The sequence below is a fragment of the Aquirufa sp. HETE-40SA genome (assembly GCF_054558635.1).
Genome location: NZ_JBPXKN010000003.1, coordinates 298034 through 312863 on the forward strand (window position 1 = coordinate 298034; position 14830 = coordinate 312863).

Annotated in this window: 12 protein-coding genes; 6 read left to right on the forward strand and 6 right to left on the reverse strand. The window is 43.9% G+C overall.

All coding sequences use genetic code 11. The features are described 5' to 3' along the window. Positions 1–18: 18 nt before the first annotated feature. The 3 genes from ACRZ9O_RS09335 to ACRZ9O_RS09345 all read right to left on the reverse strand — a co-directional run bounded on the left by ACRZ9O_RS09335 (position 19) and on the right by ACRZ9O_RS09345 (position 2850). Positions 19–573, reverse strand: coding sequence for a sugar O-acetyltransferase (locus ACRZ9O_RS09335; RefSeq protein ID WP_459458528.1), 555 nt, complete (start codon positions 571–573; stop codon positions 19–21). A gap of 40 nt (positions 574–613) precedes the next feature. Then, positions 614–1816, reverse strand: a complete 1203-nt coding sequence (gene fabV / locus ACRZ9O_RS09340) for an enoyl-ACP reductase FabV (RefSeq protein ID WP_459458530.1) — start codon at positions 1814–1816, stop codon at positions 614–616. 65 nt (positions 1817–1881) lie between these two features. Next, positions 1882–2850: an outer membrane beta-barrel protein gene (locus ACRZ9O_RS09345; RefSeq protein WP_459458532.1), complete on the reverse strand. Its 969-nt coding sequence runs from the start codon at positions 2848–2850 to the stop codon at positions 1882–1884. A gap of 168 nt (positions 2851–3018) precedes the next feature. Here ACRZ9O_RS09345 and ACRZ9O_RS09350 point away from each other — a divergent pair, with 168 nt between their 5' ends. Both ACRZ9O_RS09350 and ACRZ9O_RS09355 read left to right on the forward strand, forming a co-directional pair. Further along, positions 3019–3429: an SRPBCC domain-containing protein gene (locus tag ACRZ9O_RS09350; RefSeq protein WP_459458534.1), complete on the forward strand. Its 411-nt coding sequence runs from the start codon at positions 3019–3021 to the stop codon at positions 3427–3429. A gap of 2 nt (positions 3430–3431) precedes the next feature. Continuing rightward, positions 3432–4124, forward strand: coding sequence for a hypothetical protein (locus ACRZ9O_RS09355; RefSeq protein WP_459458536.1), 693 nt, complete (start codon positions 3432–3434; stop codon positions 4122–4124). Here ACRZ9O_RS09355 and ACRZ9O_RS09360 read toward each other — a convergent pair. After that, the gene (locus ACRZ9O_RS09360) at positions 4114–6582 is read right to left on the reverse strand and encodes a zinc-dependent metalloprotease (RefSeq protein ID WP_459458537.1); all 2469 of its coding nucleotides are present in this window, start codon (positions 6580–6582) and stop codon (positions 4114–4116) included. The two genes, ACRZ9O_RS09355 and ACRZ9O_RS09360, sit on opposite strands and share 11 nt — an antisense overlap. 154 nt (positions 6583–6736) lie before the next feature. On the opposite strand from ACRZ9O_RS09360, the gene ACRZ9O_RS09365 reads away from it, so the two are divergent. Continuing rightward, positions 6737–7390 carry a peroxiredoxin gene (locus tag ACRZ9O_RS09365; RefSeq protein ID WP_459458539.1) on the forward strand — a complete coding sequence of 218 codons (654 nt, stop codon included), beginning with the start codon at positions 6737–6739 and terminating at the stop codon, positions 7388–7390. 50 nt (positions 7391–7440) lie between these two features. On the opposite strand, the gene ACRZ9O_RS09370 is transcribed toward ACRZ9O_RS09365, so the two are convergent. Beyond that, a complete protein-coding gene (locus ACRZ9O_RS09370) occupies positions 7441–7995 on the reverse strand; it encodes a hypothetical protein (protein ID WP_459458541.1) in 555 nt (184 codons plus the stop codon). A 128-nt stretch (positions 7996–8123) separates the two neighbouring features. On the opposite strand from ACRZ9O_RS09370, the gene ACRZ9O_RS09375 reads away from it, so the two are divergent. After that, positions 8124–9410 carry a GntP family permease gene (locus tag ACRZ9O_RS09375; RefSeq protein WP_459458543.1) on the forward strand — a complete coding sequence of 429 codons (1287 nt, stop codon included), beginning with the start codon at positions 8124–8126 and terminating at the stop codon, positions 9408–9410. Here the strand turns inward: ACRZ9O_RS09375 and ACRZ9O_RS09380 are convergent. Beyond that, entirely contained in the window at positions 9399–10484 is a 1086-nt protein-coding gene (locus ACRZ9O_RS09380; RefSeq protein ID WP_459458545.1) for a Gfo/Idh/MocA family protein, read from the reverse strand. The two genes, ACRZ9O_RS09375 and ACRZ9O_RS09380, sit on opposite strands and share 12 nt — an antisense overlap. Before the next feature lie 104 nt (positions 10485–10588). On the opposite strand from ACRZ9O_RS09380, the gene ACRZ9O_RS09385 reads away from it, so the two are divergent. Both ACRZ9O_RS09385 and ACRZ9O_RS09390 read left to right on the forward strand, forming a co-directional pair. After that, positions 10589–12049: a DUF1501 domain-containing protein gene (locus tag ACRZ9O_RS09385; protein WP_459458865.1), complete on the forward strand. Its 1461-nt coding sequence runs from the start codon at positions 10589–10591 to the stop codon at positions 12047–12049. 3 nt (positions 12050–12052) lie between these two features. Next, positions 12053–14827 carry a PSD1 and planctomycete cytochrome C domain-containing protein gene (locus ACRZ9O_RS09390; protein ID WP_459458547.1) on the forward strand — a complete coding sequence of 925 codons (2775 nt, stop codon included), beginning with the start codon at positions 12053–12055 and terminating at the stop codon, positions 14825–14827. Positions 14828–14830 lie beyond the last annotated feature (3 nt).

Below are 14830 nucleotides of genomic sequence, written 5' to 3' on the forward strand. Positions count from 1 at the left end.
TGAAAGTAAAATAACGGGCTAATCTATATTCTTAATAAGCTTCGCCGGAACTCCCCCCACAATTGTATTAGCAGACACATCTTTCGTCACAACCGCACCAGCTGCCACAATCGAATTTTCGCCTACCGTAACGCCCGGCAAAATAATGGCGCCAGCACCGAGCCACACATTTTTGCCAATGTGAATTGATTTCAAATCTAGGCTCTTGCGATTGATCGGATCCACCGGGTGATTCTCCGTCACTAATTTCACTTGCGGCCCTATCAAGACATCGTCTTCAATCGTGATACCGCCTAAGTCCAAAAACGAACAGCCATGGTTAATGAACACGTTCTTACCTATCGTAGTGTGTTTCCCAAAGTTGGTTGAAAATGGCGCTAAAACGGTTGTGGATGGATCGATGCTTTGGCCTAAAATTTCAGATAAAATCGCGCGAATCTCCTCCACATTGCCTGAAGCATTCAGCTTAGCAGAAAGCGCAATCGTTTGATTCACGATCTCCCAAACCTCCGCCCATTGTGGGTCAGTGTGCGGAATAATTCCGCCGGCACGCATGCGTTCGAAAATGTTCATATACTCATAAAAAAAGCCATCCTCTCAGATGGCTTTTTTTTTATTTTACAACCGTAATCAATCCCGGAATATCCACCATTTCGTTCGCCTCCGCCGCGTAATCTACGCCATCAAATCCGAAACCAAATAGGTTTAAAAAGTCTGATTTATACCCGGCTAAATCACCAATGGCAGTCAAGTTTTCTGTCGTAGCTCCTTTCCATAATTCAGCTACTTCTTTTTGGACTTCTGGATTCATTTCCCAATCATCGATACGGATACGTCCTTTCTCATCTACTGGAATGGTTCCATTTGTATAAAGACGCGCGCTGAATAGGCGTTGGATTTGCTCGATGCAACCTTCGTGCGTGCCTTCTGCCTTCATTATTTTATACAACAAGGAGATGTATAAAGGGATCACTGGAATCGCTGAACTTGCTTGAGTTACTAAGGCTTTATTCACTGAAACAAAAGCTTTGCCTCCTATTTTGGCCAAATCATCCGTAATTTTAAACGCCGTCGCCTCTAAATGGTCTTTCGCCATTCCGATCGTTCCCTTGCGGTAAACTGGCTCCGTTACTTTAGGTCCAATATAGGAATACGCAACGGTCATCGCGCCATCCGCTAAAACGCCCGCGTTCAACAAGGCGTCCATCCACATCGCCCAATCTTCGCCACCCATTACTTCCACCGTGTTCGCGATATCTTCATCGCTGCAAGGTGTAATCGTCACATCTGAAACAATCCCCGTGTGGAAATCAACCGTTTTGTCTGTGAATGTATCGCCGATAGGCTTCAAAACCGAACGGTGCAATACACCTGTTACTGGGTGTTGACGAACAGGAGAAGCTAAGCTGTAGATCACTAAATCCACTTGGCCTAAATCAGCCTTGATTAAGTCAATCGTTTGCTCTTTTACCTCGTTAGAGAACGCGTCGCCATTAATGCTTTTTGCATAAAGACCCGCTTTGCCTGCCGCTGCTTCGAATGCTAGGCTATTATAATATCCTGGAGAGGCTGTTTTGCCTTCTGCAGGTGCTTTTTCAAAGAAAACGCCAATCGTCGCGGCATCCGATCCGAATGCACTCGTGATGCGAGAGGCTAAACCAAAACCCGTCGAGGCTCCGATGACAAGCACTTTTTTAGGGCCATCGATGGCTCCCTTTGACTTCACATAGTCAATTTGATTTAATACGTTTTTTTCGCAACCTTTCGGGTGTGATGTCAAACAGATAAACCCTCTCATTCTAGGTTCAATAATCATAGTGCTTGTATTTTGTTTGTGCAAATATAGTCAAAGCCCCTAATTATCCCATATAATGCCCTTGGTCAATTATCCGAGAGGTTGAACAAAAGGCCAGCGACGATTTCATTCCCCCATTTCGCCGAATGTTTGAACTCGGTGCGCAACATAGTCCATGATTTCAGTTGGTAATCTACGGTCAAAGACTGGGAAACATCCTTTAAAGATTCCGCCAAGATGATGGCATGCGGGTCATTATAATATTCCAAACGACCAGTGAACTTCAGCGACGGCTTCGCTTTCCAAGTAAGAAAGGCCGCGGCGCCATGCCAAAACTTTCCGGACTCAAGCCCAAAATCCGAACTTATGGAAGCATTGAACCGATTTGAAATGGGAATCAACACATAATGATCATAAAACAACCTTAGACCTTTTCCCTCATCACCGATAAAACCACTGGAATTAAAGCGAAGGCCTTGGGCATTATCAATCGTAATCTGTGTCCCTAATGCCGGACGAAATCGATGCATCGTTTGCCAACCCGTTAAGGCCAAAACCTTCACATTCATCCGTTGCGTTGGACTATAACTCCAGGCCAAACCTGTTTCATAATAGGGGGAATTCTCCGCGATATAACTACGTGAAAAACTCGGATTTTCCCAGTTTTTGGCAGATTCTAAGCCAATATGCGAAGGCATTATTCCCACGATTAACTGGTGTTTAGGCGCTAATTGCACCTGCGCATTGAGCTGATAAATATGTTTCAACAGACCCGGCTCAGAGGCTAGGTTTTTCTGCGAATAGGTTCCCAGCATGAAATCTCCACGAAGCGTCCACTTCGATTTTGAGGCTGAAAACTCCACGAGTCCCAGATTAATGGATGGCTGATTTAGTGCAGTATGGTTATAAAACAAGGCTGACTTTTCACTCGCTCGTGGACTAGCGAATGAATGCCCATAATAGGTTTCTAAATAGGCCCCAAACGTAACCCGCAAGGTGTCCGACTGCCCCATAGCAGACATACTGAGTAAACACAAAACCACTATTTTCTTCATGCTAACTTCCTTAACGATGGGAATCGAAAGGTAAAGTTAAGTCAAAATTTATTAGTTGAGCCTCCTATTTGAACGCTCAAAAAAGTACTTTTGTACTAAAATTATCTGTTTTCGTAACCTAAGACCTGAAAAGCAGTCATTTTTTATTCACTAGAGCTCACAAGCAGAATGGCATTTATTACCGTACATACCATAATCAACGCTCCTAAATCTGCCGTTTGGGAGAAATGGACAAGTCCAGAACACGTTCAACATTGGAATTTCGCCTCTCCAGATTGGCATTGCCCCTCAGCGAAAACGGACCTACAAGTGGGCGGTGAATTTCACTATGAAATGGCAGCGAGAGACGGGTCGATGAGCTTTGATTTTTGGGGAACTTTCCAACAAATAGAGGAGCAAAAATCACTTGATATTCTCATCGGTGATGGCCGTAAAATGAAAGTTACTTTCGCATCCACCGAAATGGGCACGAAAGTAACTGAACAATTTGAACCGGAGAATCAAAATCCAGAGGACATGCAACAAGCCGGCTGGCAGATGATTTTAGATAACTTTAAAAACTACGCAGAAAACCGCTAACCATGAACCGCTCGCTTGTAATCTACACTGGATTCCTTGCTATAACTATTCTAGGGATCTTCATCGGCCATCAAACATCCTTTGAGATGGCCACCCCGCGAATTTGGACCTATGAAAATGTGCTCTTCATGTGCATTGGGATTGCTTTCCTATTTCTTATTCCCAAAGCTGGCATCCCTGAATTTTGGGAAAGCCAAATTTCGGTAAAAAATAAAGTTTGGATGCCAATGATTATTGGCTTGGGATTTGGATTTGTAGACTTACTCTTGATAGAATATGGGCTAGATCATCCACCGCACAAAGTACTCCCTCCCTACACGCAACCATTTCCCTACTCGCTGTTTTTGTTCTTTTCAGGCGCTTTTGAAATTGAGGTTTTCTACCGCCTAATTCCGATAACATTAGTCTTATTTATTGCCAGGCACTTTGCAAATGAAAAAGCGATTCCACCAATATTTTGGGGAATCGCCTTACTTACTTCAATACGTGAGCCTCTTGAACAGTTCCCAAGTGGCCCCGTTTGGTTTATCATATATGCGCTCCTTTCAGGATTTGCCATGAATTTAATACAGGCAATTTACTTGAAAAAGAGTGGCTTCATTTCTTCGCTGCTCATTCGATTAAGCCACTACCTTATTTGGCATATTCTGAATGGGGTAATGATCGAATTTTTTCTCCTAAAAACTACTTCCTAGGATTTAAAATCAAACTTACACGCTCTAAGCAATCATCCAAGTGGTAGCGCACCTCTTTGTCAGTGACCTTCACCTTCGCCAAAGCTAAACTAGCTTGAAGTGCCTTCAATTCGCCACGCACAATTGAGCGCACATCAGATTGTGCTACTGGATAACTTTCGCGCGCACCAAAAGGGCTAGCTGGCGCGGGCGCCTGATCCATCATTAACGCTTTCATGCGTTCAATGTAGGCCTTTTGTAAATTACGGCGGTAGTGATCGATGTTTTTACCGCTTGATAACTCACTCCAAATGCCTCCGCGTACATCTTGGAAAAGATCGATTGTCTTGTAATGATTCGGAGTAGTTAAACCTGAATTATCCAAACGCGCAAAAGTCTCTAAACTTAGCATGCGGTTCAATGGACTCACTTGAAGGCTTCTCATTCGATCAATATAACCCGCCATATTGTGCGTTACCACCTCTCTGTTTATCAACCAATCCACATTCGTAAATACATTCGCGATTAACCAATTGACAGCCGCTTGTTGGCTTGCTTTTGGTACCGGATTATAGGTAGAAATCTGTTGATTTGGTTTAGCATATTGCTCATATACACCCCCCACCATCGTCGTCACGTGGCCCACATAGCGAGACCATGAACCTAAAAGCTCATCATTCAATTCAATTAAATCTTCGTAATCATTGGTCTTTTTGCTCGTCCAATCGGCTAGGTTTTTAGCCACATATTTCAAGTTCTTCACCGCATACGTACTCGCACGAATCGGATCATTTCCGATATCTTCTGTTTGAGAACTAGGATCGAAATTTGTTCCCTGATTTCCAAAACGGAATCTAGCATCCCCTGCTTTGGCCTCAATCCACTTATCTAAAGTAGGCACTTCATCTTCCGGACGAGCAGCATCAGGCAATACTCTATAGCCCCAATTCACGGCATAATCATCATAAGGACCCATTTTACGGATGTAACGAACGCCCTGATCCCCAGGTTGCGCGATGTAATTAAAGCGCGCATAATCCATGATACTAGCAGAAATTCCTTCTTTATTCGTGAAATCAGCCTTGCGGTAATTCTCTACTTCGTATGAGCTACTCGCGCCCATGTTGTGTGGGAAACCTAAAGCGTGACCCACTTCATGTGAAATCACCATCTCCATCATCTCGCCAATATCCTCTTCGCGGGTATCAAGCGTACGAGCATTCGGATTTGAGGCACCAGTTTCTAACAGAAAACGGTTGCGGTATGAACGCAAGTGATTGTGGTACCAGATAATATCACTTTCTATAATCTCCCCAGAGCGTGGATCGCTCACGCTTGGTCCCGTCGCATTTCGCGTCGTACTGGCGACATAGCGAATCACCGAATAACGAATATCTTCAGGAGAAAAATCCGGATCCTCGGCTGCTGTTGGCGGATCCTTGCAAATAATCGCGTTTTTAAAGCCGGCTACCTCAAAGGCTTTTTGCCAATTCTCCACCCCCTTTTTCATGTGCTTGCGAAGCTTCATCGGAGTAGCTGGATCTAAATAATAGATGATAGGCTTAATGGGCTCTACTAATTCCCCTCGCTTATAGGCTGCCATATCTTTCGGCTCAAGGCGCCAGCGCTGGATATAGGTTTTTTGATCTGATTTTAATTCCTCGCTAGAATAATCGTATTGTCTTTGTGTGAAATAACCTACCCGTTGATCGAATAAACGAGGTTTCATCGGTTTCTCCGGCAATAAAATCATCGACTGATTCATCTGCAGGCTAATGGATTCCGTATAAGCCGTCACGGATGGTTTCGAGGCATTATAAGTAAAATCTTGTAATACCTCAATGTTCAAAGGGAAGGATTTGATGGAACGAATGAAACTCCGAGACGCATCTAAATTTCTTACTCCGTGTGTTACGCGTAAAGAGGCATCTAAAGCGCTCATTGCTGGAATGTCACTGCTATAAAATTTAGTCACATCGATTACCACATTAGCTGAATCTTTGCTGTAGGTTTCAATGTCAAACATATATAATGTAGGCTCATAATTGTTTGCCTTTACTGACAAGCTGATAGGCAATGAATCTGCCGCAACCGACGCGTAGGATTTGATTTTGATCATGATTTTTTCTTGGAATTTCTCCCATACAATCAATTGCTCCCGAGAGGATGTTCCCGCATTGACATAGCCTCCGCCGATACCACTTGGAAGTTTGGCGATTTGGCTGACTAATAACATGTCTTTACCCAAATGTTTCTTAGGGATTTCGAAATAAAACTTATCGCCTACCTGGTGGGTGTTGAATAAGCCTTTCTTAGATTTGGCTTCTTTTGTGATGACTTGATCGTAGGATTTAGTCTTCGAAACAGGCTTTTTAGCCGCTAAAGAATCCGCTGGTTTAGCAGCAGGCATTCTGTTTGTCTGGGCATTAGCCACAAACGAAAAGAAAACAAAGGAAACAAAGTAAAAAATCTTTTTCATAGTCAGACGTTGATTGAGTGCTGAAATTACTCAATAAATCTTTTAAACCAAGCGCAATAAGCAGGATAGAAAATAAATGACGAAAGTGATATAAGTCACTATTTATACCTAGCAACAGGTCTACATTTGCACATCATCTAATAAAATATAGATCATGGAAACAACAGAACAAATGTATGCAATGCCTCGTATCGGGGACATGGCACCTGACTTTACCGCAGTAACGACAACAGGTAAGATAAAGTTTTCGGACTTTGCTAAGGATAAGTGGATTGTGATGTTCTCGCATCCCGCTGACTTCACTCCAGTATGTACCACAGAAATGAGTGGATTTGCTGAAAAACAAGATGAGTTTACCGCGATGAACACGGAGCTTATTGGCTTAAGTATTGATAGTATTCACTCACACTTAGCGTGGGTAAATAATGTACGCGAAAAAACCGGGGTCTATTTTCAGTTCCCTATCATCGCGGATTTAGATATGCACGTATCTAAATTATACGGTATGCTTCAACCAAATGAAAGTGAAACAGCAGCCGTTCGTGCGGTGTTCTTCATAGACCCGTCTAAAAAAATTCGTTTAATTATGTATTACCCATTAAATGTGGGTCGTAACATGGACGAAATCGTTCGTGCGCTTCAAGCTTTACAATTTACAGACAAGCACAAAGTAGCGATGCCTTTAAATTGGAGACCAGGTGATAAGGTAATCGTACCTCCACCTAAAACCCTAGCCGAAATGGACGCGCGTATCGCAGATACGACTTGTGAAAAGATCGACTTTTACTTGGCAAAGAAGAGCATTTAAATTAAAAAAGCCCTCGAATGAGGGCTTTTTTAATGAAGTATTGGGTACGCTTATTTCACTTCGACATCAAATGAAAGATCTATATCGGTACTACCTCCCGCTTCTTGTCCTGTCTTCACTTTCACTCCGTTTAATACTGGCTGGTGTTTCAATAACACATTGAATTTACCTGTACCAGCTGTAGATGAGGCTTCCACTTTCGTGGTTAAGCCTACTGGCAAGCCATTCTTATCTACATCTTGAATAGTCGTCTTTAATAATGTCGCAGGTGTGGTTTTATATACAAATAAATGCACATCTGACTCTTCATCTATTTCCTCTGTAATATCCGCTGCTGGAGATTTAGTGTCATCAAAAATTTCGATCCCCATCGTGTAGTTAACGCCTTTGCTTAATACAATTTTATCAAACTTTTCAGGAGCTGTCTTCGGGTCGCCATCTTTATCCTGAAAAGTATATTTGGTAGATGCATTGGTAGCGTTATTCGTAAAGGTTAATTCTACACGTGTGATTAATTCATTGTCATCGGTAGGCTCAACATCCTCGTCTTTTTTACATGAGGTGAATAACATAGCCGCTGCTAAAATGGGTAGGTATTTTTTCATTTTTATTGGTTTATTTTGGTTGGACAAAGTTCCACACAGAAGCGCTATTCAGGTTGCCATTTCGTCGATTGAATCCTAAGCTTTCGTCGACGAAATTATCCTATATTTGTAAAAATCGATTCTTTATTATGAGCATTTGGCTTCTGATCGGCATGGTTATATTGGTATTAGTGACCCTGATCTCGGTCCTGAAACTTCAGCCATTTATCTCCTTCTTAGTCGTTTCCTTAGGCCTTGGAATGGCAGGCTCGCTTTCCACTGAACAGACTATCGCTGCCATTCAAAAGGGAATAGGCGGCACCTTAGGGTCCATTATACCCATCATCATTTTAGGGGCCATGTTAGGTAAGATGGTCGCGAAAAGCAGGGCAACCTTTGTTTTATCTGAGTATTTTGTTCGTTTATTTGGGCCCAAAAACCTACCTGTTGCCTTCATGGTAATCGGATTTATTGTAGGCCTTCCACTTTTCTTTTCTGTCGCTTTTCTTTTGCTTGCGCCGCTCGTGTTGTCGACCGCAGAACGCTATCAATTACCTCCCGTTTACTTAGGAATTCCCATGCTGGCTTCCCTTTCCATTACGCAAGGTTTTCTGCCTCCGCATCCCGCGCCCTATTATCTAGTGACGCATTTGCCTGGAGCTGAAATGGGGGCGACTCTTGGTTATGGTATTCTGATTTCGATTCCGGCTATGCTAGCATCTGGCTGGTTGTTTGGGAAAACGTTAAAAAACATTCCAGCTACCCCCATGTCATTTGTGGAGGCAGATGAAGTAGGCCAAAACCCAAGTGTAGCACAGAGTCTATTTATTTTATTACTCCCTGTGGTGCTGATTGCTATTAAATCATTCGTTCAATTACCTGTCATTGAATTACTGGGCGAACCTATGGTTGCCCTTTTGGTATCCGTATTCGCCGCGGTGTATGTACTCGGAATCAGGCGTGGAATTACCTGGGTGGAAATCAGCGCATGGCTGGTGGAATCCATCAAAGAAGTGTCTCCGCTGATGCTAACCTTCGGTGGGGCGGGCGCATTTAAAGAAGTACTTCAAGAAATGCACGTGGGGGATGCCTTACATTCGCTTACCCAAGATTCAGCCTTGAATCCCTTGATCATTGCCTGGGGAATTGCCGCCGTTTTACGGATTTTGACTGGTTCATCCACCGTTTCTGGAATCACCACAGCCGGATTGATTTTGCCCTTATTAGCGTCCTCGGGTACAAATCCAAACCTGTTGGCCCTAAGTATAGGCGCAGGTTCGATGGTTTTGTCACACGTAAACGATGCCGGTTTTTGGCTTTATAAAGAGTACTTCGGCGTATCCATCAAAAACAGCTTGCGCTCCTGGACCATCATGGAAACCATACTCGCGGTCATGGGATTAATAGGTGTAATGGGACTCGAATTAGTTCTTTAATTGAACCGCCTTACCTGTTTTCGCGGACTCCCTCGCGGCTGATAAAATCTCTACCACTACTTGATTAATTTCGAAGGAGGATAAATCTTTTTTGGGTTTAATTCGACCTTGAACAACCGCCGCTAAATAAGGGAACACATCAGAAACTTCGTGAGGTAATGGGTTTAAAGAAATCATTCCTTCCTCCCCAAATCGATCTCCTTTCACATAGCGCATCTTGTTCGTTTTGTCGGCTACAAGAATTCCTTTAGTCCCATATATTTCGGTATCCTTTCGGTCAAAAGGCCAATTCCAAGACGCTTGAATGATCGCTTGGCAATCCGGATATGTCAAAATAATGCTCGCTTCATCATCCACATTCGGATACACATCGGGTTTCAATTGCTGCGTCACTGCCGTCACGGAAAGCGGTCTCTTGCCATCCATTAGCCAGGTCATGATGTTTGCGCCATAACAGCCAAAATCAATAATCGCCCCACCCCCATTCATGACAGGATCTGTCAACCAATGTAGAAATTCAGGAGCACATCCAATTTCTTTAGGTCCGCGATGACCATCCATGATCACCACTTTGCGAATGGTCCCAAGTGTTTTCTCCTCCTTCGCCATCTGCCACATTTTCGCATGAGACGAGTACCAAGTCGTTTCGAAATTAGTCAGTAAATGTATCGGGTGTTTGGCTACGAGCGCTTTCATCTGATTTAAATGATCCATGTTCACGGCCAAAGGCTTTTCTACAATCACATGTATTCCTTTGGGCGCGCACGTTTTTACGACTTCCAGGTGTTCAAAAATACTATTGAATGCGGCAACGGCCTCAGGCTTCGTTTTAGCTATTAAGGCTTCTAAGGAAGGGAACCAAAGAGAATCTGGCAGATTTTGCTCCTTTAAAAGTGACATGGCTAATGCCTTATTGGGTTCTGCAAAACCAACAATGATCACATCTTGCTGAGGGTTTTTAATGGCTGAATATACTTGTCCCACATGTCCATGGGTCATGCCGGCAACACCGACACGAAGTGGTTTAGCTTGAAACATAAAGGGTATCAAAATTAAAAGGAATAGCTTTTTCATGATTGTAGTATTTTAGCCTGAAATTATAAAATTTAACTTATATATTATGCAAAATCGTATATTTGAAATTGCGGCTTACCCGCTTGTATCCTGATTCAGGCAGAATGGACAAATTAGTAAAAGAAGCGATCGAAAAAGAAGCCAATTTGGCTACCAGACGACATTTTTTACAGTCGTTGGGTACGGGGATAGGCTCTCTTGCCTTCGGTTCTGCTTTGTGGAATTGTCAATCTCCTGCTACATCACAACAAACGTCCATTAGAATCCCACCCCATTTCGGGAAAGCGAAGTCGGTCATCTTTTTACACATGGCTGGAGCGCCGTCGCAACTAGAGTTGTTTGACTATAAGCCTTTATTAGCCAAATTTGATGGAAAAGAATGCCCTAAAGAGTTACTCGAAGGGAAAAAATTCGCCTTCATTCGAGGGGTTCCTAATTTATTAGGCCCTAAAGCTAATTTCCTTCAACGAGGAAGTGCGGGCCATTGGATTTCAGACCACATGCCACATCTAGCCACCCAAGCAGATAAAATTACCTTCTTGAAGGGCATGTATACGGATCAATTTAATCACGCACCTGCCCAATTACTCATGCATACGGGATCGGCGCGCTTGGGCCGGCCTTCTATTGGATCATGGGCGTCTTATGGACTAGGATCTGAGAATGAAAACCTACCTTCTTTCATGGTACTTGCTTCTGGAGGAAAGAATCCAGACGCCGGAAAATCTGCCTGGGGAAGTGGATTTCTCCCCTCTGTTTACCAAGGGGTGCAATGTCGCTCTGCCGGAGAACCTGTCCTATTCATTAAAAATCCAGACGGCTTGACATCCGATATACGTAAGGCCAGTATCGAAGCTATTAATGCGGTGAATCAGGAAACCTATCAGGAATTTGGGGACCCAGAAACCGTTGCAAGAATTGCACAATATGAGATGGCCTACAAGATGCAAAGCTCCGTTCCAGATGTGATGGACATCAGCAAAGAACCAGACTATATCCACCAATTATATGGGACAAATCCAGGGAAAGAATCCTTTGCAAATAACTGTTTGCTGGCTAGAAAAATGGTGGAAAAAGGCGTTCGCTTCGTGCAGTTATTTGACTGGGGCTGGGATATGCATGGAACAGGAAAAAATGAATCGGTGGATTATGGTTTGCATCAAAAATGCTTAGAAACAGATAGAGCGGTTTCGGCCTTATTAATAGATTTAGAACAGCGTGGCTTGTTAGAAGAAACGTTAGTGGTATGGGGTGGAGAGTTTGGCCGTACGCCCATGCAAGAAAATAGGGAGGGAAAAGCGCAAGGGTATTTTGGTCGCGATCACCATACCGAGGCTTTTACCATGTGGCTAGCAGGCGGTGGAATTAAACCGGGTATGTCCCTAGGCGAAACCGATGACTTAGGCTATGCGACGGTAAACGGGAAAACGTCGATTTACGACCTTCAGGCGACTATTTTGCACTGCTTAGGCATCAACCACGAAGAATTTACATTCCCTTTCCAAGGGCGAAATTTTCGCTTGACTGATGTTTTCGGGAAAGTGATTAAACCGATTTTAGCCTAGGGAATGAACAGAATAATCCTTTTTCTGGGCCTTGGCATCGCAGGAATTACTGCCTATTATTTCGGAAGTAAACCGCAAAAAGTAGATTATAGCACCCGAATAAAACCCATCCTAAATAAGAATTGCATCTCCTGTCATGGAGGAGTGAAAAAGCAAGGGGGCTTTAGTTTGCTTTTTCAAGAGGAGGCCTTAGCGAAGACGAAATCGGGGAAGCCTGCTATTATTCCTGGTCATCCGGAACAATCGAGTTTTATTCAGCGACTGCATAGTCAGGATCCTGAGGAGAAGATGCCGTACCAAAGACCGGCGCTTTCGAAGGAGGAAATCGAGCTGTTAACTACCTGGGTGAAGGAGGGTGCCACCTGGGGAGAGCATTGGGCTTATCAACCTATCCAAGCCCCTAGCGTACCGGTAGGAAGTTGGTGGGAAAAGGCGCTGAGCTGGGTAGGGATTTCGAGTGGATGGGCTAAGAATGAGTTAGATTATTTTGTCCAAGCTGAACAAAAAAATCAAGGCTTATCTCCTACTGAAACGGCGGCTAAACCAGACCTTTTGCGCAGACTCTATTTGGACTTAACAGGACTTCCCCCTACGCCATCGGATTACCAGGAATTTGAAAAAGACAACTCGGATGAAGCCTATGAAAAGCAGGTGGACAAGTTGTTGAAATCCCCTCATTTTGGAGAAAAATGGGCCTCTATGTGGATGGACTTAGCGCGCTATGCAGACACCAAAGGGTATGAGAAAGATGAGGGGCGTAGCATTTGGAAATACCGCGATTACCTCATCGCTTCGTTCAATCAAAACAAGCCTTACGATCAGTTTATTAAGGAGCAACTCGCAGGGGACTTGCTGGATAATCCACAAGAAAGCGACTACATCGCGACAGCCTTCCACCGAAATACCACCAATAACGATGAAGGGGGAACGGAGGATGAAGAGTTTCGTACGGCAGCTATATTAGACCGCGTAAATACGACTTGGGAGGTGCTTCAAGGGACAAGTTTTGGCTGTGTTCAATGTCATTCACATCCCTATGATCCGATCCGCCATGAGGAATATTACCGCTACATGGCATTCTTTAATAACTCCCGCGACGAAGATATTCCGGATGATTCTCCTACCTACAAGCATTACAAACCAGAGGACGAAAAAACGATTGCACAGCTCAAATCTTTTCTACTAAATCAACCTGTCGCATCCCAAAAAGCCTGGGGAAACATGATCCGTTTTGTGGAGCCTAAAATCCATCCGCATTGGGCAGATCAGTTTGATAATAGCGCCTTAGCGGATAACAAATACTTGGCTGTTCGAAACAAGGGTTCCGCGCGCTTTAAAGCCGTTCCCATGATGGGAAAAACCAAGCTGTTAATTGCTTGCCGAAACTCAGGTCCTGCGCCTACCTATTTAACCATCCACCAAGGCACAAAAACAGGGCCTATTATCGCACGTATAAAACTAGATACGACCCTGCAGGAAAAATACGCTAAACCGAAAGGGTTATTTGTGAAAGGCTGGGCCTATACCTTTGTGAATATCCCTTCTTTGCCTGGAAAACAAGACCTGGTTTGGGAATTTACGAATGCCAAAACAAAGCCAGATCAAACGACTGTAACCATTGGATTTTGGGCCTTATTGCCTGAAGTTCCAGCAGCACTTAAAGCCACGGAATTTGAAAAATTAGCCATAAAAGCTATTGCCGCTGAACCGGAATTGACTACCCCGGTTATGCTTGAAAATCCGGTGGACTTTGCCAGAACAACGCGCGTTTTTGCCCGTGGTTCCTGGTTAAATCCAGCCGATGCCGTACAGCCTGGAATTCCTGCCTTATTCAAAAATGGCCCCGTAAACAATCGCTTGGATTTAGCGAATTGGATCGGTGGCAAAAGTAATCCGTTGACAGCCCGCGTGGCAGTGAATCGATTCTGGGAACAGTTGTTTGGCATCGGTATCGTCGAAACATTAGAAGACTTGGGGAGTCAAGGACTTTCGCCTGTTAACCAGCCCTTGTTAGATCATTTAGCCTACAAATTCCAGGTGGATTTTAGTTACAAACCGAAAGATGTATTGAAGTATATCGTGATGTCGGCCAGCTACCAACAGTCTGCTATGGTAGACAAGGCAACTCGTGAAAAAGACCCGAACAATCGCTACATAACCAGGGGGCCACGCATTCGATTAAGCCCAGAACAAGTACGCGACCAAGCACTGGTTTGGTCTGGATTATTAAGTGAAAAACTAGGCGGTCCTAGCGTAATGCCGGAGCAACCTGATGGGGTTTGGAATGCCCCATATAGTGGCATGAAATGGGAAAAAAGTAGTGGGGAAGAGCAGTGGAGGCGCTCACTGTATACGTATTGGAGGCGCAGCAGCCCTTATCCGACTATGGTGACCTTTGATGCAGGAACGCGCGATATTTGCCTTTCTCGGCGTATCAGAACGAACACGCCTATGCAAGCGCTGAATACCTTGAATGATCCGGTTTTCTTAGAGGCATCGCAATTTTTTGCGCGTAAATACCCGGAGAATGGGTTGCGTTTTATTGAAAAAGGCTATGCTGATTTATTTGGCAGAACTATTACCCCTAAAAAAGCGGAGACATTAGGGACTTTTTACACACAGACCCTGGCGTATTACCAAGCGCATCCGAAAGAAACGTTAGCCTTTTTAAAGATTTGCCCGGATAACGATATCCCGCCAAATCCCGCTAATTTAGTGGCCAAAACCTTAGTGGCCAATGCCCTATTTAACATTGATGAAAGCATAAATAAACCTTAAAAC

Coding starts and splice junctions, on each gene's coding strand:
- ACRZ9O_RS09335 (WP_459458528.1), bottom strand. CDS start 573: ATGAACATTTTCGAACGCATGCGTGCCGGCGGAATTATTCCGCACACT.
- ACRZ9O_RS09370 (WP_459458541.1), bottom strand. CDS start 7,995: ATGAAAAAATACCTACCCATTTTAGCAGCGGCTATGTTATTCACCTCA.
- ACRZ9O_RS09375 (WP_459458543.1), top strand. CDS start 8,124: ATGAGCATTTGGCTTCTGATCGGCATGGTTATATTGGTATTAGTGACC.
- ACRZ9O_RS09365 (WP_459458539.1), top strand. CDS start 6,737: ATGGAAACAACAGAACAAATGTATGCAATGCCTCGTATCGGGGACATG.
- ACRZ9O_RS09355 (WP_459458536.1), top strand. CDS start 3,432: ATGAACCGCTCGCTTGTAATCTACACTGGATTCCTTGCTATAACTATT.
- fabV (WP_459458530.1), bottom strand. CDS start 1,816: ATGATTATTGAACCTAGAATGAGAGGGTTTATCTGTTTGACATCACAC.
- ACRZ9O_RS09390 (WP_459458547.1), top strand. CDS start 12,053: ATGAACAGAATAATCCTTTTTCTGGGCCTTGGCATCGCAGGAATTACT.
- ACRZ9O_RS09360 (WP_459458537.1), bottom strand. CDS start 6,582: ATGAAAAAGATTTTTTACTTTGTTTCCTTTGTTTTCTTTTCGTTTGTG.
- ACRZ9O_RS09385 (WP_459458865.1), top strand. CDS start 10,589: ATGGACAAATTAGTAAAAGAAGCGATCGAAAAAGAAGCCAATTTGGCT.
- ACRZ9O_RS09350 (WP_459458534.1), top strand. CDS start 3,019: ATGGCATTTATTACCGTACATACCATAATCAACGCTCCTAAATCTGCC.
- ACRZ9O_RS09345 (WP_459458532.1), bottom strand. CDS start 2,850: ATGAAGAAAATAGTGGTTTTGTGTTTACTCAGTATGTCTGCTATGGGG.
- ACRZ9O_RS09380 (WP_459458545.1), bottom strand. CDS start 10,484: ATGAAAAAGCTATTCCTTTTAATTTTGATACCCTTTATGTTTCAAGCT.